Source organism: Dolichospermum sp. FACHB-1250, assembly GCF_014696335.1.
GTDB lineage: Bacteria > Cyanobacteriota > Cyanobacteriia > Cyanobacteriales > Nostocaceae > Dolichospermum > Dolichospermum planctonicum.
Window position 1 is genome coordinate 44,086 of sequence record NZ_JACJPZ010000010.1, and the last position, 24,577, is coordinate 68,662.

Annotated in this window: 24 protein-coding genes and 1 tRNA gene; 15 read left to right on the forward strand and 10 right to left on the reverse strand. The window is 36.9% G+C overall.

The window, feature by feature from the left end:
* Positions 1–185 precede the first annotated feature (185 nt).
* Complete coding sequence (locus tag H6F39_RS05295) at positions 186–2,885, forward strand: CBS domain-containing protein (RefSeq protein ID WP_190396341.1); 2,700 nt, start codon at positions 186–188, stop codon at positions 2,883–2,885.
* 25 nt (positions 2,886–2,910) lie between these two features.
* A complete protein-coding gene (locus H6F39_RS05300) occupies positions 2,911–3,486 on the forward strand; it encodes a Uma2 family endonuclease (RefSeq protein ID WP_190371330.1) in 576 nt (191 codons plus the stop codon).
* A 41-nt stretch (positions 3,487–3,527) separates the two neighbouring features.
* On the opposite strand, the gene H6F39_RS05305 is transcribed toward H6F39_RS05300, so the two are convergent.
* Together H6F39_RS05305 and H6F39_RS05310 are read right to left on the reverse strand one after the other, a co-directional pair.
* Positions 3,528–4,187 (reverse strand): Uma2 family endonuclease, encoded by a 660-nt coding sequence (locus tag H6F39_RS05305; protein ID WP_137909403.1) that lies wholly within the window; start codon positions 4,185–4,187, stop codon positions 3,528–3,530.
* 136 nt (positions 4,188–4,323) lie between these two features.
* On the reverse strand, positions 4,324–5,439 hold the full coding sequence (locus H6F39_RS05310; RefSeq protein ID WP_137909402.1) for an ABC transporter permease: 1,116 nt from the start codon (positions 5,437–5,439) through the stop codon (positions 4,324–4,326).
* Between the two features lie 106 nt (positions 5,440–5,545).
* Between H6F39_RS05310 and H6F39_RS05315 the strand changes: the two genes are divergently transcribed.
* On the forward strand, positions 5,546–6,703 hold the full coding sequence (locus H6F39_RS05315) for an aminotransferase class V-fold PLP-dependent enzyme (RefSeq protein ID WP_190396342.1): 1,158 nt from the start codon (positions 5,546–5,548) through the stop codon (positions 6,701–6,703).
* Between the two features lie 54 nt (positions 6,704–6,757).
* The gene (locus H6F39_RS05320; protein ID WP_190371328.1) at positions 6,758–7,831 is read left to right on the forward strand and encodes a glycosyl transferase; all 1,074 of its coding nucleotides are present in this window, start codon (positions 6,758–6,760) and stop codon (positions 7,829–7,831) included.
* 116 nt (positions 7,832–7,947) lie between these two features.
* Here the strand turns inward: H6F39_RS05320 and psbN are convergent, their stop codons facing one another.
* Positions 7,948–8,085, reverse strand: a complete 138-nt coding sequence (gene psbN / locus H6F39_RS05325; protein WP_137909399.1) for a photosystem II reaction center protein PsbN — start codon at positions 8,083–8,085, stop codon at positions 7,948–7,950.
* Positions 8,086–8,253: 168 nt separating this feature from the next.
* Here psbN and psbH point away from each other — a divergent pair, with 168 nt between their 5' ends.
* The 7 genes from psbH to modB all read left to right on the forward strand — a co-directional run bounded on the left by psbH (position 8,254) and on the right by modB (position 14,061).
* Complete coding sequence (psbH, locus tag H6F39_RS05330; protein WP_028083230.1) at positions 8,254–8,457, forward strand: photosystem II reaction center phosphoprotein PsbH; 204 nt, start codon at positions 8,254–8,256, stop codon at positions 8,455–8,457.
* Positions 8,458–8,593: 136 nt separating this feature from the next.
* Positions 8,594–8,854, forward strand: a complete 261-nt coding sequence (locus H6F39_RS05335; RefSeq protein WP_137909398.1) for a TatA/E family twin arginine-targeting protein translocase — start codon at positions 8,594–8,596, stop codon at positions 8,852–8,854.
* A complete protein-coding gene (pth, locus tag H6F39_RS05340; protein ID WP_190371327.1) occupies positions 8,851–9,495 on the forward strand; it encodes an aminoacyl-tRNA hydrolase in 645 nt (214 codons plus the stop codon). The genes H6F39_RS05335 and pth overlap by 4 nt, the downstream gene beginning before the upstream one ends.
* Before the next feature lie 267 nt (positions 9,496–9,762).
* Complete coding sequence (locus H6F39_RS05345) at positions 9,763–10,182, forward strand: BlaI/MecI/CopY family transcriptional regulator (RefSeq protein ID WP_137909396.1); 420 nt, start codon at positions 9,763–9,765, stop codon at positions 10,180–10,182.
* Positions 10,183–10,184: 2 nt separating this feature from the next.
* Positions 10,185–11,018: a M56 family metallopeptidase gene (locus H6F39_RS05350; RefSeq protein WP_137909395.1), complete on the forward strand. Its 834-nt coding sequence runs from the start codon at positions 10,185–10,187 to the stop codon at positions 11,016–11,018.
* A 234-nt stretch (positions 11,019–11,252) separates the two neighbouring features.
* Positions 11,253–12,050 (forward strand): molybdate ABC transporter substrate-binding protein, encoded by a 798-nt coding sequence (gene modA, locus H6F39_RS05355; RefSeq protein WP_137909394.1) that lies wholly within the window; start codon positions 11,253–11,255, stop codon positions 12,048–12,050.
* 205 nt (positions 12,051–12,255) lie between these two features.
* Positions 12,256–14,061 (forward strand): molybdate ABC transporter permease subunit, encoded by a 1,806-nt coding sequence (gene modB, locus H6F39_RS05360; RefSeq protein WP_137909393.1) that lies wholly within the window; start codon positions 12,256–12,258, stop codon positions 14,059–14,061.
* 100 nt (positions 14,062–14,161) lie between these two features.
* On the opposite strand, the gene H6F39_RS05365 is transcribed toward modB, so the two are convergent.
* On the reverse strand, positions 14,162–14,785 hold the full coding sequence (locus tag H6F39_RS05365) for a 4Fe-4S single cluster domain-containing protein (protein ID WP_137909392.1): 624 nt from the start codon (positions 14,783–14,785) through the stop codon (positions 14,162–14,164).
* Positions 14,786–15,036: 251 nt separating this feature from the next.
* On the opposite strand from H6F39_RS05365, the gene H6F39_RS05370 reads away from it, so the two are divergent.
* Positions 15,037–15,110, forward strand: a tRNA-Asp gene (locus H6F39_RS05370).
* A gap of 330 nt (positions 15,111–15,440) precedes the next feature.
* On the opposite strand, the gene H6F39_RS05375 is transcribed toward H6F39_RS05370, so the two are convergent.
* The 4 genes from H6F39_RS05375 to H6F39_RS05390 all read right to left on the reverse strand — a co-directional run bounded on the left by H6F39_RS05375 (position 15,441) and on the right by H6F39_RS05390 (position 18,594).
* A complete protein-coding gene (locus H6F39_RS05375) occupies positions 15,441–16,400 on the reverse strand; it encodes a hypothetical protein (protein ID WP_137909391.1) in 960 nt (319 codons plus the stop codon).
* A gap of 10 nt (positions 16,401–16,410) precedes the next feature.
* Positions 16,411–16,656 carry a hypothetical protein gene (locus H6F39_RS05380; RefSeq protein ID WP_071604802.1) on the reverse strand — a complete coding sequence of 82 codons (246 nt, stop codon included), beginning with the start codon at positions 16,654–16,656 and terminating at the stop codon, positions 16,411–16,413.
* 421 nt (positions 16,657–17,077) lie between these two features.
* Positions 17,078–17,545, reverse strand: a complete 468-nt coding sequence (locus H6F39_RS05385; RefSeq protein ID WP_190396343.1) for an Hsp20/alpha crystallin family protein — start codon at positions 17,543–17,545, stop codon at positions 17,078–17,080.
* A 290-nt stretch (positions 17,546–17,835) separates the two neighbouring features.
* Entirely contained in the window at positions 17,836–18,594 is a 759-nt protein-coding gene (locus tag H6F39_RS05390) for a thioesterase II family protein (protein ID WP_190396344.1), read from the reverse strand.
* 401 nt (positions 18,595–18,995) lie between these two features.
* Between H6F39_RS05390 and H6F39_RS05395 the strand changes: the two genes are divergently transcribed.
* The 3 genes from H6F39_RS05395 (at position 18,996) to wecB (ending at position 22,810) form a co-directional block, all read left to right on the forward strand.
* Complete coding sequence (locus tag H6F39_RS05395) at positions 18,996–19,985, forward strand: DUF2207 domain-containing protein (RefSeq protein ID WP_190396345.1); 990 nt, start codon at positions 18,996–18,998, stop codon at positions 19,983–19,985.
* 113 nt (positions 19,986–20,098) lie between these two features.
* Positions 20,099–21,277, forward strand: coding sequence for a DUF1822 family protein (locus H6F39_RS05400; protein ID WP_190396346.1), 1,179 nt, complete (start codon positions 20,099–20,101; stop codon positions 21,275–21,277).
* Between the two features lie 408 nt (positions 21,278–21,685).
* Positions 21,686–22,810, forward strand: a complete 1,125-nt coding sequence (gene wecB, locus H6F39_RS05405; protein ID WP_190396347.1) for a non-hydrolyzing UDP-N-acetylglucosamine 2-epimerase — start codon at positions 21,686–21,688, stop codon at positions 22,808–22,810.
* Here the strand turns inward: wecB and H6F39_RS05410 are convergent.
* A complete protein-coding gene (locus H6F39_RS05410) occupies positions 22,799–23,410 on the reverse strand; it encodes a peptidoglycan-binding protein (RefSeq protein ID WP_028083254.1) in 612 nt (203 codons plus the stop codon). The genes wecB and H6F39_RS05410 overlap by 12 nt on opposite strands.
* 168 nt (positions 23,411–23,578) lie before the next feature.
* Positions 23,579–24,427, reverse strand: coding sequence for a M23 family metallopeptidase (locus H6F39_RS05415; protein ID WP_190371319.1), 849 nt, complete (start codon positions 24,425–24,427; stop codon positions 23,579–23,581).
* Between the last annotated feature and the right edge of the window lie 150 nt (positions 24,428–24,577).

Below are 24,577 nucleotides of genomic sequence, written 5' to 3' on the forward strand. Positions count from 1 at the left end.
TCACCTGATCAATTAATATTTTACGTCGGGTTTGTAACAGTTGGTCATGTCTAATTTTCCAATCTGTTTTTTCTTGGGAAAATTGGCCACTGCTCATTAGACATTGGGAAAATGATTAAGATGGAAATTATATTCCTTGTTCCCTGTTAAGAGTCCCCTGTCACTTTTAACTCACTTTTAAATATATGGATTTAATTCTTTGTCATACAACTGCTGACTTTGACGCTTTGGGGGCAGCGGTAGGGTTGACTTGTCTGCAACCGGGGAGTAAAATCGTCCTCACTGGGGGCGCTCATCCTCCTGTCAGGGATTTTTTGGCACTACACCGTGATGAGTATCCGTTAATTGAAAGACGTTCAGTAATTCCTGAGAAAATTCGTTCTTTAACGATTGTAGATACTCAAAAGCGCGATCGCCTGGGTAAAGCAGCTATCTGGTTTGATTTAGCTAATGTGGAAAAGATCATCATTTATGATCATCATCTCGAACAGGAGGGAGATATTCCCTCTACTGAATCATACATTGAAGAAGTAGGGGCTACAACCACTTTAATGGTAGAAAGATTACAAAAAAGCAATATCTCTTTAAATTCCGCGCAAGCGACGGTAATGGCTTTGGGTATTCATGTGGATACAGGTTCATTAACTTATAAACAATCTACAGCCAGAGATGCTTTAGCATTAGGTTGGTTAATGCAGCAAGGAGCAAATTTATCAGTTATTTCTACTTATCGAGATCCTGGTTTATCACCACAATTACAACAGTTATTAAGTCAAGCTTTGGAAAACTTAGAATATCTTTGTTTGCGGGGATATACTATTGCTTGGGTGACAATAAAAACAGATAGTTTTGTCCCGGGTTTATCCGGTTTAGCTTCAGAAATAATTGATTTAACAGAAACCGATGCTGTACTGTTAGCAAATGAATATCCTTTAAGTGAAGAAGATTGGCGATTAACAGTAATTGGGAGAACACAAATTCCCCAAACAAATCTTAATCAATTATTTACATCTTATGGTGGTGGTGGACATTCCCAAGCAGCATCTTTAAACCTCCGAACTACAGATTCCCAAGCAATTTTACAACAATTATTAGATGGATTAAAAGGGCAAATTCCCCACCCTCCTATAGCCAGAGATCTAATGTCTTCTCCAGTAAGAACAATTCGCCCGGAAACTACTATAGCCGAAGCACAAAGGATTTTATTACGTTATGGACATTCAGGTTTATCTGTAGTTAATAACCAAGATTTATTAATTGGAATTATTTCCCGACGTGATTTAGATATTGCTTTACATCATGGATTTAGTCATGCACCAGTTAAAGGTTATATGACAAGTAATTTAAAAACAATTACTCCTGATACTTCTTTACCGGAAATTGAGTCTTTAATGGTAACTTATGATATTGGCAGATTACCAGTATTGGAGCAAGGGCAATTAGTTGGTATTGTCACCCGCACCGATGTTTTAAGAGAACTGCATCAATTAACAATTCAAAATCCCCAATCCCAAATCCAAAGCTATGATCAGAATTTGCGACTCAATTATGAATTAGAAAAACGTCTTACTCCTCAACTGTGGGAATTACTTAATATCGCTTCTCAAGAAGCAGAAAAACGAGGCTGGCATCTTTATTTAGTTGGTGGTGCAGTGCGAGATTTACTATTATCAGAAACAGAAAATTGCACTTTAATGATTAATGATATTGATTTAGTAGTTGATGGTTTTCATAAAACAGCAAATGTCGGTGCCGGAGTAGAATTAGCTAAAGCCTTACAGCACATTTATAAAAATGCAAGATTAGAAATTCATGGTGCTTTTCAAACTGCGGCTTTATTATGGCATAAAGATATATTATTAGATTCATTATGGGTAGATATTGCCACAGCCAGAACCGAGTTTTATCCTTATCCAGCAGCAAATCCAGAAGTTGAAGCTAGTTCCATTCGTCAAGATTTATATCGGCGAGATTTTACAATTAATGCTATGGCTTTGCGGTTAACTTCTCCTCGTGCTGGTGAATTATTAGATTTTTTTGGTGGTTTTATAGACTTAAAAAATCAGCAAATTAGAATCTTACACGCTAATAGTTTTATTGAAGATCCGACGCGGATTTATCGCGGGGTGCGGTTTGCGGTACGGTTTGGATTTTCTGTAGAACCCCAAACAGAAACTTATATTCGTTATGCTATAAATAGTGGAGTTTATAATCGTACTAGTCAAGAAAATAGTAAAACTCCGGCTTTGCAAACTCGACTAAAAACTGAATTAAAGTATATTTTGGCAGCACATTATTGGCAATCAGCTTTAGAATTACTTAATAATTTAGGGGCTTTACAATGTATTCATCCTACGCTAAAATTAGATCGAGAACTTAACCGACAATTAAATTTATTAAACCACTGTTTAAGGAAATTTGACAAAAAACAAACTTTAATACATTGGCAAATGCGTCTGGAGGTATTAATAGCTTATTTAAAACCAGAATATCGGGAAAAAGTTGCTAAAAATCTCCAATTAGCTGATGACAGTATTAGCAGATTAGAGAAATTATCTCAAATTCAATCTGAGGTAATGAGATTATTACCCACTTTTCAAAAACCTAGTCAAACTGTATATTTACTCAAAAAATATGATTTACAAACTTTGATTTTAATCGCTTTACAAAGTCCCCAGAAAATTAGAAGAAGAATTTGGCAATATTTAACAACTTGGGGAAATATTCAACCGCTGTTAAATGGGAATGATTTAAAACAATTAGGTTATAAACCTAGTCCCCAATATAAGCAAATGCTTGATGATTTATTGACGGCGACTGTAGATGGTATAATTAAGGATAAAGCTCAAGCACAGGAATTTCTAGCCCAGCATTATCCTGGGTAATTAAAATTGAAAATATGAGGTTGATATGCAAGTTCAAACATCCAGCAAATATTACACTCCAGAAGAATATATAGAACTAGAGGAAAAATCAGAATTTAAAAATGAATATATACACGGGGAAATTATAGCTATGACTAGTGGAACTACAAATCATAATGAAATTGCAGGTAATTTTTATCTACATTTTAAATTAAAAATGCGGAATCAAAATTACAAGATTTATATGGGTGATGTTAAATTATGGCTACAACGTTATCAAATCTATACTTATCCAGATATTATGGTAATTCAAGGAGAACCAACATATCAAGGAACTGGAACTACTCAAGTAACAAATCCTTTAATGATTGTAGAAGTGTTATCTAAATCAACTATAAATTATGATAAAACTGACAAATTTAGATTTTATCGTTCTCTTCCTGAATTGAAAGAATATATTATGATTAACCAATATGAATATTTTATTGAACAATTTGCTAAAAATGCAGAAGGACAATGGGTATTAACTGAATATGAATCAGTCAATGATATATTGTCTTTAAAATCAATAGATTTTAAAATTCCTTTTAGCGATATTTATGAAGGTGTAAATTTCCAGTAGTTGGGTTGAGGAACGAAACCCAACATTATTAAACCTGATTATTAAATTTCATCAGGATCTATATTTAATTCCCGCAACTTTGCTGCTAAACGTTCTGCGGTTTCTTCAGGGGTAAAAACTAGCTTTCCTTCTGGTGTGAAATACCGCAATAATCCCTCATGAATTCCCAAATATAAATCTAATTGTTCACTCCATAAATGTCCTTTTTCATTTGCTTCTAGAGGTTGATATTTTCCATCTAATAAATGAAAACCTGCAAATTCTAGTGTATAAGGATCAAACCAAAAATAATCCGGGGTGCGGAAAGTATTTTGGTAAAGTTCTTTTTTATATTCTTTATCTGTATTAACTGTAGTTGGTGAAAGAATCTCTAAAATTACATTGGGATATTTGCCGTCTTCATTCCAAACTACCCAACTTTTCCGGGTTTTGCGTTCTGTTCCTAGCACAACAAAGAAATCTGGACCTCGGAAATATTCTGATTTTTTCTGATTAGGACTATAGTAAATGGTGAGATTTCCCGCAGCATAGAAATCATATCTATCTTTCCACAACCATTCTAGACATTTGAAAAGGAGAATTATTTGTCTTAAATGTAGTTCTGTTTCCACGGGAGGTTCATCACTATACAAATCACTGGGGGGAAAAATCACATCTTGAGAGATGTTTTCTTTAAGTTCTAATTCTTGAGTAATCATCATGATGTGATACCAAGTAGTTACCCGTCTATTATATCATTGCCTAGGTTGGATTGACTTATGTTACCCAACATTATTAAACCTGATTATAAAAGATTGTGTCGGGTTGCGCTATCGCTTAACCCAACCTACCTTTCTACTACCTTTCTAAACTACGAGGATCAAGTGCGTCTCGCAAACCATCACCTAAAACATTGAAAGATAAAACAGTGATAATAATTAGGATTGCTGGTGGTATAATCAGCCAAGGTTGTAATACTAAAATAGAAGCATTACTAGCTAAAGAAAGCATATTTCCCCAAGAAGGATCTGGTTGTTGAATCCCCAAACCAATCAAACTTAATACAGCTTCTGCACCAATAAAACTAGGAATTGTCAAAGTAGCAGAAATAATAATATAAGTAGCAGTTTGCGGCAAAACATGACGAATGATAATATAAATTGGATTACCACCCATTACCTTAGCAGCTTGCACAAATTCGAGTTCTTTGATTGATAATACCTGTCCGCGAATTATTCTGGCTAAACCCGCCCAACTAATTACAGAAGTGATCAAGATAATTAATAAAAATCGCTGAGTGCTGGTTAATTTTGGACTCAAAATACTTGATAGTGCTACTAATAAATAAATACTGGGAAAGGTCATCAAAACTTCTGCTAAACGCATGATTATACTATCAATTAAACCACCAAAATAGCCAGAAATACCACCAATAAACAACGCCAATGGATAGGTGACAATGATGCCAAAAATGCCAATAAACATACTAATACGACCACCATGCAACAAGCGACTAAACTGGTCTCGTCCTTGTTCGTCTGTTCCCAAAATATTAAATTTTGCGTCACCAATAACGCCAAACAAATGCCAATTTAAGGAAATTCCAGGAATAATTATGATGTCTTGCCATTTTGGCGGTAGGGAAATACTCAATTTGAATAATTGGTACTCTGGTCCAGCAACAAATAAGCGTAATGGAGAAGGCTTTGTTTTGTCTACAATTATTTTTCTCTCTCCAGTTTCTAAATTAGTATCACCTTGTATTGTAGGATATATATGAGGTCCAATGAATTGCCCCGACTCAGATAGCCAATGAATGGGAGTAGGTGGGAGTAATGAACCATTGGCTTGTGAATCATAAGGGTTATAAGGAGCGATAAAATCAGCCGCAATCACTGCTAAATAGAAACATAATAGGACAATTGCCCCAGATCGTGCTAAAGGATTTTTGTTGAGTCGTTGCCACCAATTCATAGTTTTTGATGTAAAATTTGATGTTGATTGATGCTGATTATTTATTGATCAAAGTATATATCAATAAATTAGACAAAAAACTACAACTCTCTACAACTCTATATTTATGAACAATTTGCATCTCCACCGCGCCCAATTTCCCGCTTTAAGTAATAAAATTTATTTTAATTACGGAGGACAAGGACCAATGCCCCAAGTGGCTATGGATACTATTGCTCAATCTCAGGCACATATTCAAAATATCGGTCCTTTTGGCAGTGAAGCGTATAGTTGGATATCACCGCAAATACAAGCCAGTCGAGAAGCGATCGCTTCTTTATTAAATGTGCCAAGTGATACAATAACTCTCACAGGTAATGTTACCGTGGGTTGTAACATTGCCATGTGGGGTATTGATTGGCACCCTGGTGATCATCTATTGCTTTCCGACTGTGAACACCCTGGGGTCATAGCTACGGCTGGGGAAATTGCCCGCAGATTTGCGGTGGAAGTTACCACCTGTCCCTTAATGGCTACTTTAAACGAGGGAAATCCTAGCAGTATTATTGCTGATAATCTCCGTCCCCATACCCGCTTAGTAGTATTGAGTCATGTTTTGTGGAATACTGGTCAAGTTTTACCTATTGACAAAATTGTCGAAGTATGCAGAAGCAATAAATCCCTGTTATTGATAGACGCAGCCCAATCCGTGGGTGTTCTTCCCTTGGATTTAACCGCATTGGGTGTGGATTTTTACGCATTTACTGGTCATAAATGGTTATGCGGTCCTGCTGGTGTGGGTGGTTTATATGTCCGTCCCGAAGCAAGATCAAGCTTACATCCTACTTTTATTGGTTTAAATGGAGTTACTACTAATAGTCAAGCACAACCAACGGGTTGGCAACCGGATGGGCGCAGATATGAGGTTTCTACTTTATCAACTTCATTATATGTGGGTTTAAAAGCAGCCATTACAATTCATGAACGGTGGGGAACAGCAGAGGAAAGATATGAGAGAATTTGCCAAAATAGTCAATATCTTTGGCAAAAATTAAACTCTTTATCTGATGTCAAATGTTTAAAAAATTCCCCTCCAGAAAGTGGATTAGTTTCCTTTCAATTAAGTAATCAACCTAGTTTAAAATTAGTGCAATATCTAGAATCACAAAAGATTTTAACTAGAACAATTGCTAATCCTAATTGTATTCGTGTGAGTGTTCATTACCTAACATTAGAATCAGAAATTGATCAATTAATAACAGTGATCTCCAGTAGGTTGGGTTGAGGCTTTGGGAAACCCAACTTACACAGATTTTTTTTACCTTTTACCTTTCAAATCATGGAACGACCAATTATATATATAGCCATTACTAATCACGGTTTTGGTCATGCTACCCGCACAGCTTCTATAGCTAACACCATTCAAAAATTATGCCCGGAAGCGTTATTGATTTTAGTAACTACTGCACCTCGTTGGTTACTAGAATCCTATATAGAAGGTGATTTTATTTTACGTCAACGAGCGTTTGATTTAGGTGTGATTCAAGTTGATAGTTTGATCATGGATAAACCAGCGACTTTAGAAAAATTGCGAGAAATCAAGAAAAATCACAAATCCTTAATTGCTTCAGAAGTTAATTTTATTCGTCAAAATCGTGTTAATTTGATTTTAGCAGATATTCCTTTTCTGGCTGCTGGATTTGCTGAAGCTGCGAATATTCCTTGCTGGATGATCAGTAACTTTGGTTGGGATTTAATTTATCGAGACTGGGGAGGAGAATTTACAGAAATTGCTGATTGGATTAGTAATTGGTACGCAAAATCTAACCGGTTATTTCGTCTTCCTTTCCATGAACCTATGTCAGCTTTTCCCAATATTACCGACGTAGGTTTAACAGGTGGTTCTCCCCGTTTTTCTATTGATGAATTACGCAGCAACTGGGGAATAAATACACCTCCAGAAAAAACCATTTTACTAACATTTGGTGGTTATGGTTTGCAACAAATTCCCTATACCAATATTAGCAAATTTCCCGATTGGCAATTTATTACGTTTGATTTTTTAGCCCCAGATTTACCGAACTTAATTAAAGTTACAAATCGTCAATATCGTCCCGTAGATTTTATGCCAATTTGTGGGAGAATTATCTCTAAACCCGGTTATGGGACATTTTCAGAAGCGACGCTTTTAGATGTACCAGTAGTAACTATACCCCGTGATGATTTTGCCGAAGCAGCTTTTATGTTAGCAGGAATTACTAATTATAATTATCATCAAATTATCACTGCATCGGAATTTTTTCAAAGTAATTGGGATTTTCTGTATCAGTTACCCCAACCACCAAAGCAAACACAAGTAATAAATAAAGATGGCAATGAAACAATAGCTAAAGCTGTGATAGATTATTTCTAAGTATTTAGATTTCCGAGTTCTTCCATAGCATATAGCGGCCTGGTTTTTACTCAAGTGTCAAATAATTGAGGATTTTAGGTGGGTATTACCCACCATTATGTTAAATTAGTAACTCATTAATCTTCGTGGTCATCAAAGGGATCATCTAATTCCTGGCTTGGGGGTCCAAAGGATGTATAAATTGCCATACCAGTGATAGCCACTAGTGCCGCACAAAAGGAAATCCCAAGCGCCGTAGCGGGTTCTAAGTCCATAAATTTAGTTACATATTATGAAAGCAATATTTATAGAATATTACAAAATTTAACTTAAATAACCTATCCGACTCCTCAATTTTGAGGTTTTGCCAATTTCATCTATAATGTCTTTATCAAATGCCAATAAAATTAAAAAAAGCTTTTGCAACTGATCTTAGGTGAATTATGGCACAACGGACTAGGTTAGGGGATGTTCTCAGACCCTTAAATGCTGAGTATGGTAAAGTATCCCCAGGTTGGGGAACGACACCTTTAATGGCTGTGTTTATGGGTTTATTTTTCGTATTTCTGCTCATTATCCTCCAAGTCTACAACAAGTCTCTGCTAATTCAAGATGTACTTGTTGATTGGCGTAGTTTAGGGGGCTAATAGTCATCCAGTTATTAAGCTAAAATGACAATCTACCCGGCTTGTCCGGGTTTTTGTTATTCATAAAAAATCTCGAAAAATAGCGATAAAATTAACCTATATAGCAAGAAGCCTTCTAGGTTTACAGGAGAGGAAGATGAATATATTTGGTATCGGTTTACCAGAAATGGCGGTAATTATGGTGGTAGCACTATTGATATTTGGTCCTAAGAAGTTACCAGAAATTGGCCGCAGTTTGGGGAAAACCATTCGCAGTTTCCAAGAAGCTTCTAATGACTTTCAAACCGAGTTCAAACGAGAAACCGAACAATTGAAAGAAACTGTACAAACAACCGCTGAACTAGAGCCTAAACACATTGAAGCCGGAAAACACCAGCAGGAAAATATACAAGGATGAAGGAGGGAGAAGTAAAACAACCGACTTTAGTAATTCCCCAGCTAATTGTCGGACTAGGAAACCCAGAGCCTAAATATGACCAAACTCGCCATAATATTGGTTTTGCAGCTATAGATAGTCTAGCACGTGCTTGGCAAATTTCTGTAGCCGAAAATCGCAAATTTCAAGGCGAGTTTGGTGAAGGTACTGCACCAGGTAGCGTTAAAATCCGCTTACTTAAACCATTAACCTATATGAATCGTTCAGGACAGTCCATACAAGCGGTAACGAACTGGTATAAATTACCCCCTGAATCTGTATTAATCATTTATGATGATTTAGATTTACCCCTGGGAAAAACTCGTTTACGCTTGTCTGGTTCTGCGGGTGGACATAATGGTATGAAAAGTATTATTTCCCATTTGAATACTCAAAATTTCCCCCGGTTGCGAATTGGTATAGGTAAACCGAAAGGTGCTATAGACGGGGATAAGTCTGATACTGTTGCTCACGTTTTAGGGCGATTTTCTGCTGCTGAAAATAAAGTTATGTCTCAAGTTTTAAACTTTGTCGTTGATTGTGTAGAATTTAGTTTTAAACAGGGTGTAGAAAAGACGATGAATCTTTGCAATACTCAGAATTTTGAAGGTGTTGAATCTTGAGGAAAATGTAATATTAAAATGTAGTATCCCCGACTTCTAGTATTAATTTATCACTTATTAATATCAGCAGTTTCCGATATGATGAAGTACAGATATTAATTAATGATAAAAATCTTGTGGTGCGGGAATCTTACCCGCCAACAGTGTATCTCGTCCTTGTGGTAATACGCTGTAAAAGAAATTCAATCAACTACGGGTTAAAAATACGGGTTGAAAAAATTAAAGATCAAGAATGTAAAAATAGAAAAAACATCGAAAATTATCAACATGACCCCCTTACCCGATTATCGTCCCAAACAATTATCAGTAGGTCCACTAGAAGCAGAAATTCTCAGTATAGTGTGGGAATTAGGTTCAGCAACAGTTAAAGATGTACATGATCGCATTCTAGCAGATCCAGATCGTGAATTAGCTTATACCTCCGTTACTACCGTTCTCCGTCGTCTCACAGAAAAAGGCTGGTTAGCTTGTGATAAAGAAGGGAAAGCCTTTTATTGGCGGCCATTGTTAACTAAACAACAAGCAGAGGTGATTAAAGCTCATGATCAATTACAGCGATTTTTAGCAGTGGGAAATCCTGATATAATTGCGGCATTTGCTGATAGTCTAGATCAAGCTGCGACTGATCAAATAGAAGCGATCGCAAAACGCATTCAATCCGCGCGGGAAGCCAGAGGAGGAAAATAAATATGCATATACTCATGATTATCACCGCTGTTGCCGTTGCTTACTGGTTAAGATACTCTGGTAATATACCCCAAGGCAATTGGCATTTACGATGGCAAAAAACCCTATTTTTATTCCTTTTTCCCCCTTTACTGATCTTCATGACAGTTACCGCTGTAGTCTGCATGGGTACACAAGGGAAAATGGGTGGAATGTATACCAATCCTTTCAGTTATATCCTAGCATTGATTTTTCTAGGATTTTTTAACATCTTAGGGCTTAAACTTGTTTTAAGTGGCTGGAAAGCGATTAAATCCGCTCGTGAATGTCCCCAAGTGAATCTGAATGGTAAACAGGTCCGAATCCTACACACAGGGGCTTTATTTGCCGGACAAATTGGTTTTTGGCAACCGGAGTTAGTTGTCAGTAAAGGATTACTAGAAACTCTTTCCCCACTCCATCTGGAAAGCGTTTTAGCCCACGAACAAGGGCATTATCAATATAGAGATACGTTCTGGTTCTTTTGGCTGGGTTGGATGCGTTCCTGTACCGCATGGTTGCCCAATACAGAACCTTTATGGCAAGAGTTGTTAGTTTTACGTGAGTTACGGGCTGATAGTTACGCTGCATCTCAAGTAGATCCGTTGGTATTAGCAGAATCATTGTTATTAGTCGTGAGCAATAACCCAATCACATCCGATGTTTGCTGTGCTGCTTTAGGTGCTGGCGATCGCTTAGAACAAAGAATAGAAGCGTTATTAACACCATCTGAACCAACAGCGGAAACGCAATTGCAATCTTGGCATATTTTTCTCCTAGCTTTTCTTCCCTTAATTACAGTCGTATTTCATACCTAATCTACCTTGAGTTCTATAGACACAAGGACATCAAACCTTCAATACCAACTTAACAGGTAGAGATTAATTCCTAAAAAGTTGGTATTTTTCAGTGAAAAATACAAATTTTCTCTTGGTAATTGTGCTATATATCTTCATATCTTAACATTTAGTTAAAAATAAATTAGTAAATTTACCAATTAAATTGGTATTTACTATGATAATTTTAGTAAAAGTATATCGGGTATCAATTTCATGAGCAAAAAAACAAAGATAATAGTCTCAATTACTACCGCTTTAGCTACTTTATTACTGATAATTGGCTTCCCAAGTGTAATTCATTACCCCGCAGTTGCACAATCTAATACAAACCTACTCATATCTGCGGCCGCTAGTTTAAAAGAGGCATTGGCAGAAATCAAATCTCTTTACCAACAAAGTCAGGCCAACATCAATATTAGTTATAATTTCGGATCTTCTGGGGCATTACAGCAACAAATAGAACAAGGTGCGCCAGCGGATATTTTCATATCTGCCGCGAAAAAACAAGTAGATGCTTTAGAACAAAAAGGACTTGTAGTTGCTGGTACAAGGAATATCATCGCTAAAAATCGGCTAGTTTTGGTAGTACCTAAAAATGTTGTTGGTATCACCAGTTTCTACAATCTTAAAGATAGCAACGTCAAAAAAATCGCCATTGGTGAACCGAGAAGCGTACCCGCGGGACAATACGGACAACAAGTATTAGAAAAGTTAAAAATCTGGTCAGAAATTAAATCAAAACTGGTATTTGCTAACAACGTGCGTCAAGTTTTAGCATCTGTAGAAAGTGGTAATGCTGATGCAGGTTTAGTATATATAACTGATGCCAAAATCTCTAATCAGGTAAAAGTTGTAGTTACAGCAGATGAAAAATACCACTCTGCCATTATTTACCCATTAGTAGTTATTAAACGCAGTAAAAATGTTGATGCTGCTAAAGAATTTTCCCAATTTTTATCTAGTGATAAATCTAAGGCGGTATTTAAGAAATATGGGTTTATTCTACCTTGATCATAGATGAAATTTTAGATCCCAAACTTTTGTCCAGAAATCATCATTTATTCATAGGATTAAACAAACAAGTCAGGGATCTTACTCACGATTTATTAAACTACCTAAACCCTTAATTTTTAATATTCTTTAATGATTGAGAAATGCAGGAATACAGAAGGGTTTTTAATAGAAATTAAAATTTATACCGTTGATCTAAAAAACTATGCCACAGGACTTATCACCGCTTTGGATATCATTGAAAACGGCTTTACTCGCAACGTTTATCACCTTCTTTTTGGGTATATCTGCTGCTTATTGGATGTTGGGATATCGCGGTAAAGGTAAATCTTTAATTGAGGGTATATTTGTTGCACCGTTGATTCTACCACCTACAGTAGTTGGGTTTTTACTGCTGATATTCTTTGGTAAAAATGGTCCTGTTGGTAAACTTTTAGAAGCTTATGATACCACAATTGTTTTTACTTGGTATGGTGCTGCCATCGCTGCTACAGTAGTTTCATTCCCATTAATGTATAAAACTGCACTTGGCTCTTTTATGCAAATTGATGTTAATCTTCTGCGAGTAGCGAGAACCTTGGGTGCTAAGGAATTGACGATTTTTTGGCGCATTAGTTTACCCCTAGCATTTCCGGGCATTGTAGCTGCCACAACCTTAGCTTTTGCGAGGGCTTTGGGTGAATTTGGGGCAACTTTAATGTTAGCAGGTAATATTCCTGGACAAACACAAACGATGCCCATGGCCATATATTTTGCAGTAGAATCTGGGGCAATAAATGAAGCTTGGTTTTGGTCAATTGCCATGATGATTATTTCCCTTTCAAGTATTATTCTAGGTAATTTTTGGCAAGAATTTCAGGATAAACACAAACTCACAAAATCAGGAATAAAACCAATAGAATTAGAAAATAAATCCTCTTCTTTATTAATTGATACCTCCGTAGCTAGTTTGTTTTTAAATATCGAAAAAAGACTAGATAATTTTCATCTAAAAATTGCCTTTAATACCAATAATGAACCACTAGGATTATTGGGAGGTTCTGGTGCCGGAAAAAGCATGATTTTGCGTTGTCTAGCAGGCATAGAAACACCGACCAGAGGACAAATTATTCTAAATAATAGAGTATTATTTGACTCAGAAAATAAAATTAATATTCCCATTTATCAACGACAAATTGGATTTTTATTCCAAAATTATGCCTTATTTCCACATCTTACTGTAGCGGAAAATATTGCCTTTGGTATACCAAAATATATAGATACTAAAACAGAGGTAGAAAAGCAATTAATAGCCATGAAATTACAAGGATTTGGAAACCGCTATCCCCACCAACTTTCCGGGGGACAACAACAACGAGTAGCATTAGCTAGGGCTTTAGCAAGCAAGCCAGAAGCCTTACTTTTAGATGAGCCATTTTCTGCCCTTGATACCCATTTACGCAGTCAATTAGAACAACAAGTGACAGAAATCCTGGCTGATTATTCGGGAGTAACTTTGTTTGTTACTCATAATATGGAAGAGGCTTATCGTTTATGTCCTAATTTGTTAGTATTAGAAGGGGGAAAAGCAGCCCACTATGGTTCTAAATATGAGATTTTTCAACATCCTGCCAGTGTGAATGTTGCTCAAATTACTGGTTGTAAAAACTTTTCTCGTGCTAAAATATTAGCACACCGAAAACCCCAACAAATAGAAGCAATTGATTGGGGTTGTAATCTCCAACTTGGAGAAAATATTCCTTCAGAATTGTCTTATGTTGGTATTCGCGCTCATCATTTGGTTTTTACAAAAGATCCTCAACAAGTAAATACTTTCCCGTGTTATTTAGTTCGCACTAGTGAAACACCCCACAGAATGACGGTATTTCTCAAACTGCATTCTCCAGCTAATCATCCCCAGGATTATCATCTACAAGGGGAAATTTATAAAGAAAAATGGGTAAATATTCAAGATCAATCATTTCCCTGGTATGTGCAGTTAAATCCTTCGCAGTTAATTTTAATGGAGTAATTGAAGTAGTTGGACATCTCCGGTAAAGATTGTAGGTCACTAGATTTTGTGGTGCGGGCATCTTGCCCGCTAGAATCATACAAATTAAATGCAGTAGAGCTTAACTTAATTCTAGTAAACCTTGATAACCTGTAACAATGCGATTACCATCTTTGAGAATGTGGACTTCAATTTGATCACTAGCCCAGGTGATTTTATCTGCAAATTCTGGGTTAAAGATATTCACATTTTGATTACTAGAAGAAACCGGAGAATCAGGAGAATTAACTGCTAGAGATTTGACAAAAGGACCATCAATCAAAATATCTAATTCTGCTAACAATTCTTTTGCCCCAGGAGGGGCAGAATTAGATTGTAATTGCTGGAGTGTGAAACCAGTAAAAGACATAATATTTAAACCCGCTGCTTTTAACTTTTTGGCTAAAATCGTCAATGCCGGTGCTTGCCAAAATGGTTCACCACCAGAAAAAGTTACACCAGTATTCTGAGGATTTTTGAGAATACTTGCAGCTAAGGTATCAATAGCCACTAAATCATTAATCTCAAATGCCCAGGAGTCAGGATTAAAACAACCAGAACACTCACGGTTACAGCCTTGTACCCAGACAACAGCCCGACAACCGGGTCCATTAACTTCCGATTGGTCAACATAACCCATAATATTAAGATAGCCGGGGGGAATATCCGCGAGTCCTAGAGATGGGTTCATGGGCTTGGTTTCCATCTTTTGTCAACTCCTTTTCAACTTGTCCTATTACTTGCTAATATAGCGAGACTGCTCACTTTTGGCTTACCTACAAGGTTATTCTTCTTGGCGGCTGCCTATTGTTTGTTTGATAAAATACACTTATACGCAAGCCTTAAATAATGCTTATTACTATGCCCTACTTGCTAAAAAACTGATTCAAAAAAAATTTTCTCAAACCACTTGACAATTAGAAAAAAAGCAGGCATAATAGTTGAAGTGCAGGTCAAGGGACTGTAGTTCAATTGGTTAGAGCACCGCCCTGTCACGGCGGAAGTTGCGGGTTCGAGCCCCGTCAGTCCCGTTAAATCGAAACATACCAGTGATATTGATAGAAGATGTAACTTACACCATTTTTCTAGCAGATGTGACACAAACATAATCTGTGGTGAAATTGATGAAAAATTACTTTAATTTTACTGTAATTTTAGATGAACGAGAATCCGCTTCGTTCTCTGGGGTATACTTGAGTCAGGTTTCGGTAATCATCCTAAGGATTCAGCTAGTTGAGTAAATCTTGAGCAAGATGCCCGACTTCTTTCTTTATTTAATCCTGTGAATAAATTATGATTTATGATTTATTGCCAGGAGTCGGGCATCTGAGTGCTACCATGGTATGCTGAATCCTCACTAATTACCGGCTAATTGCATTCAGATCCCAAGTATATAAACCAATTTGGTTGGGAACTCTCACAAATCGGCCTGTACGATGCCCCCTAGATAGTTCATTGAGAACCTTATTTTTCACCTCTCTGACTTCCTCCGTATCCAGATTTCCATAGATACCATTGAGTATCTCACTGACATTGAAAATCCGCCCTGCATTTTTTTCTAGAAATAGGGTAAGAGCATCAATTAAAAATTGACCATCAAATTGAGCCAACATCGGTACTGATTTCGTCTGGGGTTTGGCAAAATTTTTGTTGGTTTTGGTAGATTTAATGCTCTTAGATATCCCCTTAGCATGAATCGGACCTAGTGAATTTAAATCTAGGGTATAACAACCAGGTTCATTAGGAATACCTGACCAATAGCCACTTTCCCTTCCTTGAGTTAGAGATGATTGAACTCTACCTTTAACCACCTTGAAAATAGTAGACTCTAAATCACCATAAAGCGATCGCACAATAAAATCTATGTGACACACAGTTCCAACATATTCTCGCATCAGCTTTTTCAGTGCTTCCATACGAGTCATATTTCCATAGTGAGGAAGCATGGGAACTTCTTCCCCTTTTCCGACATAGTGACGACGCTCAAGAGAAAAATTATCCGAGTCCCTCACTTGTCCAAGGGAATGATCTGTTTTTAAAGAGTCTAAGGAAATTTCCGACTCTAGAGACTCCAAGCATTCGACATCAGAAGTGTGATGAGAAGAAAGCAGTAACAGTGAATCATCCTTAATAGCTTCAATTGGTTGATTGCCATTACCATAAGACCAAGTAGACAACAAAGATTCTACATGATCTAATTGCGATCGCGCTTCTATAAACAGACGTTGGTACTTTTGTACAAGATTCTGATAGTAATCTCGTAATTCCAACAATGGCGTAATAAATACATCAGGTGGTTGTAATTGTCCTGGAGAATTCATAGCAATTCACTCAATCTAAATTTGTATCGCTGCTGTAGGTCATGGGACGCGGTTTACTCGGTTCAGATACCTGAACTGATTTTTTCGGAGGTTGGGGAGGACGACAACTTTCGCAATATAAAGGACGTGTTCCGAAAGTTTCCCTCTTTGTAGCCTGATTACATTCTTTACAAACAAAGTTAAAAACTCGTGTATGAATCACTCTTTTGTGCGCTCTAACCGTATACTCTCTAACATCAACTACTTTTGTTGCCATAATTAGTAATTACCAATCCAAATCCTCTTTATAAAGCTATTCAAGCAAATAAAACTGTATCAGTGTGTGTTTTTCTAGAAGTTTGCCAAAAAATCACTAAATCCTATCCAATCCACGAACACAAACTACAATTTCTGATATATTAACAGTGAGTGAGATATATTTACTCATCTTGCACCTAACAATATAAAAAACAATATACAAAATAATCAAAAAATAATCTAGTACCAACTGGTTGCATTCATAACTAGTAGATGCAAGAGTGCTTTGTAGCATCTATCCTAAGAATTAATTATAGAATTAAAAACATACTTTCAGACATACTTTAAGAAAGTATATCCGATAATCCTCACAAAAAAATGAAGGATGAAAGGATCATTAAACCCTTTCACCCTTCCTAATTTAACCTACCTCCTGGCAATTAGCCAAGACGAACCTTCACAGCCTTTTGTCGTTCTGACTCGGCTTTAGGAATGGTAAGACGGAGAATACCATCTTTGTATTCCGCTCCCACTCTTTCATTGTCTACGACAGCGGGCAAAGCGATTACCCGTTTGAACTTGCCATAACGAAATTCTGAGCGAGTCATACCGCCCTCTTCCGTTGTAGTTTCTGACTTACGCTCACCGCTAATAGAAACCGATTCAGGAGCGACCTCAACATTAAGATCCTTCGGGTCGACACCTGGTATTTCTATTTTCAACCTCAAATCGCCATCAGTTTCTGCAATCTCAGCTGCAGGAATGAAAGTCAACCCTGCCCTTTCACCACCGTCCGTTGGCAATAATTGTTCAAACAAGCGATTCATTTGCCGCTGGAGAGCGCCCATTTCAGGGAATGGGTCCCAGCGTTCTATTTCTCGTAACGGATCCCAACGTACAAGTGTCATAGCTATCTCCTTAAAACTCACTATTTGACTTCTTGACTTGGTGAGACTGAATTTTAAGCTCTTGACTTGGTAAACAATAATATTACTGGCAAAACTTCTAACCTTTAACTTCCAAAAAGCCTAAGCTTTAGCCTCCCAACTCAATAGTAACACTGGAAAATAAATTGATTACAGTTCGGTTTTATAGATATTGTTATCGTAATTACCGTACTATTTAAATAGTAACTCTAAATTCGGAATCTCAAAGATAAATATAGAAATTTTTGCGATTTTTTTTGGACAAAAATATCTTAGATATGTGACTGTAAACATTGAATCACACTATTAAGTAAAGTAGTTTTAGCTGTATTGATAAAAAAGTGATCACCATCCATCATTTGTAATGAAAAATTAGCAGTAGTTTGTTCTTGCCATGCCGCAAGGGAATTATAACTAACTTCTCTGTCTTGTAAACCTCCAAAAGTATAAATAGGACAATTTAAAGCTGGTTGAGGATGGTAAATATAGGATTCCATTATGGCAAAATCAGCGCGAATAATAGGCATAAAAAGCTGCATGAGTTCGGCATTTTCTAGGACTTCCTTGGGAGTCCCATTTAACCGATATATTTCCGCTAAAAAATCCGGATCTGATAATTTAGAAATGCGTGGTTTTTTCAATGGTAATTGAGGAGCGTGACGGGCGGCAACGAAAAGATGTAAAGGTTGAAAATTATATTCAGAACGTAGTAACCTGATTAACTCAAAACTAATTAATGCACCCATACTGTAACCGAAAAAAGCATAAGGTTTATCTAAATAGGGGATGATATTGGTGGCTATTTCTCGCACTAAAGGTTGAATTTCTGTGTATGCAGATGATTTAATTTGTCTTCCTCTACCAGGAATTTCTATAGGACATAATTCAATAGTTTTCGGTAAATAATCAGTCCAGGTACGAAAAACCGTCCTGTTACCACCAGCATAGGGTAGACAAAATAGGCGTAATTTGGCTTGGAGATTGGGTTTAGGGCAAGTTATCCAGGAGGTAAATATTGTTTTTGTGTTCATTGTGGGGTTTATGTGCGGCAATGGTGGTAGTTGATTATTATTTAATCTCAAAGTTATCTGTTTTGATGATGAAAATTAAATAACGAACCACAGAGGACACAGAGGACACGGAGGTTAGGAGGGAATGAGAGTTTAAAAGCTTTTCTGCGTAAGTCTGATTCAAAATCATCTCAGGCTCTTAGGGAAAATAATGTTAATAAAATTAACATTATTTATGAGAATAATTAACTTTATTAAGGTAAATACTTAAGTAACTTAGTGGTGACAATCACATAAATTTTGGAGACACTTGTTTTGTGAGAACAAAAAGCGGTGAATATTACTGAATATTACTATGGTTCACCAAGACTCTTTGTCTCAAACTCCAGAGAAGGTACAAGGTAAACAGAGAAAACGAAACTATGAATAAACAATTGATCAAAAGAATCTCTTTTTCATTACTTTCTGTGTTGGTGACATTTTTAATTACATTTAGTCATGCTGTTGCACAGGAAGTAACGTTTTATTGGGACTATATCAATGTTAATATTGATGTGCAAAATAACGGAGATATGTTAGTCACTGAAACGCAAAAATATGTGTTTAAATCAGATTATCCTAATCAACGATATCGCTATATTCCTTTGGATAAAGTTGATGAAATTAAGGATGTAACGGTTCAAGAAAATAATCAAATTATTCCTAGTGAAACCGGAATTGAAAATAATCAATTTTGGATTCGTTGGCAACATCAATTAAAACCACCAGAAACACATACTTTTGTTTTGAAATATCGTGTAGTTGGCGGACTGCATATTAATAATGAGAATACTCAAGTTTATTGGAAAGCCATTTTCGCTGACCGTAAAGCCACAATTCAATCGGCAAAAGTTCGGGTACAATTACCAAAAACTTTATCGGGTAAAGTCCAAGATTTTCAAAATTTTGGTATACCAGCTACAAGCCGTCAAGTAAATCCGAAAACATTTGAATTTGTAGCAAATCAGCCTATTCCACCGCAACAAGAACTAGAAGTTCAGGTGACATTCCCTAGCGCAATTCTGAATATTCCTCAACCCAATTGGCAACAAGGTGGCTTTGTTTTGAATTGGAATAACTTTATATTTCTGTGCTTTTTCGCATACATTGCCTTTGTTATAGTTTCGCCAATCAATGATCGAAAATGTCCCCAATGTCAAAAATTTACGCTGAAACGGAATTATAAAATATTAGTTCCGGCAACTACTAGCTTTCAAGGAAAGCAAATAGTAACCCACCACTGCCAAAACTGCTCATATCATAACGAATTTGAAGAAGTAATTCCAGTACGCAGCAGTGGCGGTGGCGGCGGTGGCGGCGGTGGTGGCGGTGGTGGCGGCGGTGGCGGCGGTGGCGGTGGTGGTGGCGGTTGATAGCCAGAATTTACACTTCATTACAAGTCCCGTTAGTAGCAATTCTCATGTTTTGCACCATAGCGAAGGTATTGATAAATCTGAAAAGTTCTTAATTGAAGAAGGAAAACAAAATGAAATTATCAAAATTAACAACTTTAGTTTTTGTACTAGGAGCAATATTATATAGCTCTAAAGTTGATGCTCAAAATGTGCCGAATATTTTAGAGTCAGCAAGAGAATCAAGATTACTGTTAGTACAAGTTAACCTTGAAAATGCAGAATCATACCATGACCAAGGTGTTGCTCGCTATGAATCAGGAGATTTGCAAGGGGCAATTGAAGATTACAACCAAGCACTGCGTATTAATCCTAACCATGTAGGAGCTTACATCAACAGAGGGAATGCCCGCCGTGAATTGGGAGATTTTAAAGAAGCGATTGAAAATTACAATCAAGCTCTACGTATTAATCCTAACCTTGCAGAAGCATACTATAACCGAGGTGTTGTCCGGTATGAATCAAGAGATATAAAAGGGGCAATCGAAGATTATAACCAAGCCATACGTCTGAATCCCAATCTTGCACTAGCCTACCTGAACCGAGGCGGTGTCCGCGCTCAATTAGGAGATATAAACGAGGCAATTGAAGATTTCAACCAAGCCTTACGTCTTGATTCTAACCTTGCACTAGCTCACTATAATAGAGGTCTTACCCGTGGGATGTTGGGAGATGTAAAAGGAGCGATTGAAGATTACAATCAAGCCATACGTCTGAATCCTAATGATGCAGATATCTACAATAATCGAGGTTTTGCCCGCCTACTATCAGGAGATTTAAAAGAGGCGATTGAAAATTTTACCCAAGCCTTGCGTATTGATCCTAGTCTTGCAATAACTCACAATAATAGAGGTCTTGCCCGTTTTAAAATAGGAGATTTAAAAGGAGCAATTGAAGATTTTACCCAAGCCTTGAGTATTGATCCTAGCCTTGCACTAGCTCAGAATAGCCAAGATTCTAACCCTGGTCAATTGGAAGATGTAAAAGGAACTATTGCCAAGTTACAAAAAGTAGCTAAACTATTTAAAGAAGAAGGAAAAATAGCTGAATATCAATATACTCTTGATTTAATTAAGAAGATAAACATTGAGCCATCAGGATTATATGAAAATGGCCAGCCATTTTTAGAAGTTAAAGCCAGAGAACAAGGAGATAATTACATTAAATTAAAATTTTGTGCTGAAATGGGTGAAAAATTCCAAATCCGGGTTACTCTAAATAATGCAACCATTACAGAAAAGTTTGTCATTTAACCAATAAGGTTTAGTTAAGAAAATTGTTGGTTGGGTTTCATTTTTCAACCCAACCAATTCGCGTAGATGTTGGGTTTCATGTTGTTCAACCCAACCTACATAGACTATTATAAAAAGTTTGTCGATGCTACTAAAACAGTAGCTATTGCTATGGAAAAAAATGGTAATACTAAAGTATTTAACAAGCTTTAAGTCATAATTTTGCTTTTTCAGGTGTGACAGGGACAATCAAATTTTTATCATGGGGCGATCGCATCAGTAAGGTTGTGTTATTTCACATACAACCAGATACTCAAGCACTTACAGGCTATAATTTTGCCCGCAAATACTATAAACAATTTGGTATAATTAGGTAAAAAATTAATTACCGTCTAGGAAAATTAAAAGTAAATTGTAATTATTTGACTAATGACTAATCAACACCGCATTGGCATTATTTTAGGAACTCGTCCCGAAGCTATTAAACTAGCACCAGTAATTCAAGTTTTTCAAAATTCTCCAGATTTTGAATTGCAGGTAATTCTCACAGGACAACATCGAGAAATGGTTGAACAAGTAATGAAGTTGTTCAAACTCAAAGCTGATTGGAATTTGGAGATTATGCAGCGTCAGCAATCTCTTAGTGAGATTACCTGTCGAAGTCTACAAGGTTTAGAAGCATTATTTCAGGAACAAACTTTAGATTTTGTGATTGTTCAAGGAGATACGACAACTGCTTTTGCTGCAACTTTGGCCGCTTTTTATCAAAAAATTCCTGTTGGTCATGTGGAAGCTGGGTTAAGAACTGATGATTTATTTAATCCTTTTCCAGAAGAAGCTAATAGAAGATTAATTTCTCAGCTTACACAATTGCATTTTGCCCCGACAACTTTAGCGGTGGAAAATTTACAAAGTTCTGGAGTGTTGGGGGAAATTCACCTCACAGGAAATACAGTGATTGATGCTTTATTAAATGTGGCTGCAACCAAACCAGTTTGTCATATACCGGGTTTAGATTGGCATCAATATCGGACAATTTTAGCAACGGTTCATAGACGGGAAAACTGGGGAGAACCGCTGCAAGATATCGCTGAAAGTTTTTTACAGATTTTAGAGCAATTTCCCGATACAGCTTTATTATTACCATTACATAAAAATCCGATAGTTAGAGAACCATTACAAAAATTGTTGGGGAATCATCCCCGGATTTTCTTGACAGAACCTTTAGATTATGCAGAATTAGTGGGGGCTATTGAGCGATCGCATTTAATCTTAACAGATTCTGGTGGTTTACAAGAAGAAGCCCCCAGCTTGGGTAAACCAGTGTTAGTTCTCAGAGATACCACAGAGAGGCCAGAAGCTGTCACCGCAGGTACAGCCAAACTTGTAGGTACACAAACGGAAAATATTGTTGCAGCCGCTAGTGAACTACTCAGCAACCCAGCCGCTTATACCAAAATGGCCACCGCCATTAATCCCTTTGGCGATGGCCATGCAGCAGAACGCATTTTACAACTTGTCAAAAATTACTTGTCACCGCAGCTAAATACCTAAAGCCCTCCGAGTTTGATAACCAACAACACCATCTACACGCAGTCCGTTACGTCTTTGAAAGTGACGCACTGCATTAATGGTTCTTGAACCGTAAACACCATCAACCCTAATCCCTAAAGCCCTTTGGATTTCTCGCACTCGTTCGCCCCTTGTGCCATATCCTACAGTTACCCTACCGCCAACACCGTATCCAGAACGGTGTCTACGGGAAGAATAGCCAGGAGTGTTACCAATCCATCTTTCAGCAGCATAGTATCCCCGGTAACGTCCCGAGGAAATTCTTGCAAATCCATTTCTGACATTCCCAGTATCACCAATGTATGACCCATTTTGGACACAAGCTATGGATGAATTATCGGTGCTAGGTCCTGTACGAATATTCATACAACTACCATTAGTCCTGACATATTCTGCCGAAGCAAACTGCATTTGAGCAACTGTAGCTAGTAATATACTCACACCAGCCAAAGTTAACCATGCAGAAGATTTAAAAAACTGTCGCCAATTCAATACCTGCGCCAATTTAGGTAAATTTAATGGCAAATTTCCATTTGTTTCTTCATCTTCTATATACATATAGGAATAAGCCAAATATTCCATGATCATCTGCTCCTTTATGTGAAGTTTTGCAATACTTTTGTTTAGATCTAATCTTCATTGATTTTATAATTCTTTGCTGAAACACATTGGCTGCTATATTCCGCCATTTGAACTGTCACATCAGGTATTTGTAATGAAATCATCAATTACATAAAGTCATTAGTAGTTTTAGTTTCCCACACCATTAGCAGTGAGAAAATTATCGGCACGAATTGGATTACCATTACGCCAAATTTCTATTTTTTCTGGGCTAATTAAGTAGGAAAAAGTGCCATTATCTGCTCTATATCTGTTATTATTAACTTTCCAAGCTCGGATTTTTAAAAGTTGATTTGGTGCTTGTTTTAATTTCCCCAAATAAAATAACTGATTATTTTCCTCACAAACTTTAATAGTCGCTGTTGCTGTCTCTCCAGTTATAACTGGAGTCCCATTACATTCAGTATTATTACTAATAGGTAAAACAGGCTTTGGAGTCAGGGAAATCGGTTCATTTATCGGTGTTTTTACCATAGTAGTTGACGGTAATAAACTAATAGGATTACTAGCTAAACGACCATCGGGGTAAAATTCAAAATGCAGATGAGGGGCGGTGCTATTGCCTGTTGAACCCATTTCGGCAATAATTTGCCCTTGTTTGACCTGTTGACCTTTATTGACCAGTAGACGGCTATTATGTCCATAAACGGTCACAATACCATGAAGATGTTTAATTTCGATAAAATTGCCTAATCCCCAATTGTCCCAACTAGCTTTTACCACTGTACCAGCAGCAGCAGCCAAAATCGGTGTACCTTTTGCTCCCGCAATATCAATTCCTTCATGTTCGTATTTACGAAAACCTTGAGAAATAATTCCTTGGGTCGGCCAAATCAAGCTAGTATCAGGTGCGGGTGCGGAGTTAATTAGAGAAACTGTCTGAGTCAAGGCCGGGGAAACCCTATTTAACACCAAACAGCAGGATATTAAACCTATTAAAGTATAATTGCAAAAGCGGTAAATATTAACTTTTTTCATCAGTTTCTAGCCTAGTAATTGCTATAGCAGCGAAAAGGAAGTCAGAGCCGACTGCTGTAAATGAAAAAATGCTATAGTTATTTCCTAGTTCAATCTCAAATGTGTCACATCAGGACAATTATTACAATTATTTGGTTAAATTTACAACTT

What these genes read in the sequence shown, in the direction of transcription:
- H6F39_RS05295 (WP_190396341.1), top strand. Translation starts at nt 186, where the DNA reads ATGGATTTAATTCTTTGTCATACAACTGCTGACTTTGACGCTTTGGGG.
- H6F39_RS05300 (WP_190371330.1), top strand. Translation starts at nt 2,911, where the DNA reads ATGCAAGTTCAAACATCCAGCAAATATTACACTCCAGAAGAATATATA.
- H6F39_RS05305 (WP_137909403.1), bottom strand. Translation starts at nt 4,187, where the DNA reads ATGATGATTACTCAAGAATTAGAACTTAAAGAAAACATCTCTCAAGAT.
- H6F39_RS05310 (WP_137909402.1), bottom strand. Translation starts at nt 5,439, where the DNA reads ATGAATTGGTGGCAACGACTCAACAAAAATCCTTTAGCACGATCTGGG.
- H6F39_RS05315 (WP_190396342.1), top strand. Translation starts at nt 5,546, where the DNA reads ATGAACAATTTGCATCTCCACCGCGCCCAATTTCCCGCTTTAAGTAAT.
- H6F39_RS05320 (WP_190371328.1), top strand. Translation starts at nt 6,758, where the DNA reads ATGGAACGACCAATTATATATATAGCCATTACTAATCACGGTTTTGGT.
- psbN (WP_137909399.1), bottom strand. Translation starts at nt 8,085, where the DNA reads ATGGACTTAGAACCCGCTACGGCGCTTGGGATTTCCTTTTGTGCGGCA.
- psbH (WP_028083230.1), top strand. Translation starts at nt 8,254, where the DNA reads ATGGCACAACGGACTAGGTTAGGGGATGTTCTCAGACCCTTAAATGCT.
- H6F39_RS05335 (WP_137909398.1), top strand. Translation starts at nt 8,594, where the DNA reads ATGAATATATTTGGTATCGGTTTACCAGAAATGGCGGTAATTATGGTG.
- pth (WP_190371327.1), top strand. Translation starts at nt 8,851, where the DNA reads ATGAAGGAGGGAGAAGTAAAACAACCGACTTTAGTAATTCCCCAGCTA.
- H6F39_RS05345 (WP_137909396.1), top strand. Translation starts at nt 9,763, where the DNA reads ATGACCCCCTTACCCGATTATCGTCCCAAACAATTATCAGTAGGTCCA.
- H6F39_RS05350 (WP_137909395.1), top strand. Translation starts at nt 10,185, where the DNA reads ATGCATATACTCATGATTATCACCGCTGTTGCCGTTGCTTACTGGTTA.
- modA (WP_137909394.1), top strand. Translation starts at nt 11,253, where the DNA reads ATGAGCAAAAAAACAAAGATAATAGTCTCAATTACTACCGCTTTAGCT.
- modB (WP_137909393.1), top strand. Translation starts at nt 12,256, where the DNA reads ATGCCACAGGACTTATCACCGCTTTGGATATCATTGAAAACGGCTTTA.
- H6F39_RS05365 (WP_137909392.1), bottom strand. Translation starts at nt 14,785, where the DNA reads ATGGAAACCAAGCCCATGAACCCATCTCTAGGACTCGCGGATATTCCC.
- H6F39_RS05375 (WP_137909391.1), bottom strand. Translation starts at nt 16,400, where the DNA reads ATGAATTCTCCAGGACAATTACAACCACCTGATGTATTTATTACGCCA.
- H6F39_RS05380 (WP_071604802.1), bottom strand. Translation starts at nt 16,656, where the DNA reads ATGGCAACAAAAGTAGTTGATGTTAGAGAGTATACGGTTAGAGCGCAC.
- H6F39_RS05385 (WP_190396343.1), bottom strand. Translation starts at nt 17,545, where the DNA reads ATGACACTTGTACGTTGGGATCCGTTACGAGAAATAGAACGCTGGGAC.
- H6F39_RS05390 (WP_190396344.1), bottom strand. Translation starts at nt 18,594, where the DNA reads ATGAACACAAAAACAATATTTACCTCCTGGATAACTTGCCCTAAACCC.
- H6F39_RS05395 (WP_190396345.1), top strand. Translation starts at nt 18,996, where the DNA reads ATGAATAAACAATTGATCAAAAGAATCTCTTTTTCATTACTTTCTGTG.
- H6F39_RS05400 (WP_190396346.1), top strand. Translation starts at nt 20,099, where the DNA reads ATGAAATTATCAAAATTAACAACTTTAGTTTTTGTACTAGGAGCAATA.
- wecB (WP_190396347.1), top strand. Translation starts at nt 21,686, where the DNA reads ATGACTAATCAACACCGCATTGGCATTATTTTAGGAACTCGTCCCGAA.
- H6F39_RS05410 (WP_028083254.1), bottom strand. Translation starts at nt 23,410, where the DNA reads ATGGAATATTTGGCTTATTCCTATATGTATATAGAAGATGAAGAAACA.
- H6F39_RS05415 (WP_190371319.1), bottom strand. Translation starts at nt 24,427, where the DNA reads ATGAAAAAAGTTAATATTTACCGCTTTTGCAATTATACTTTAATAGGT.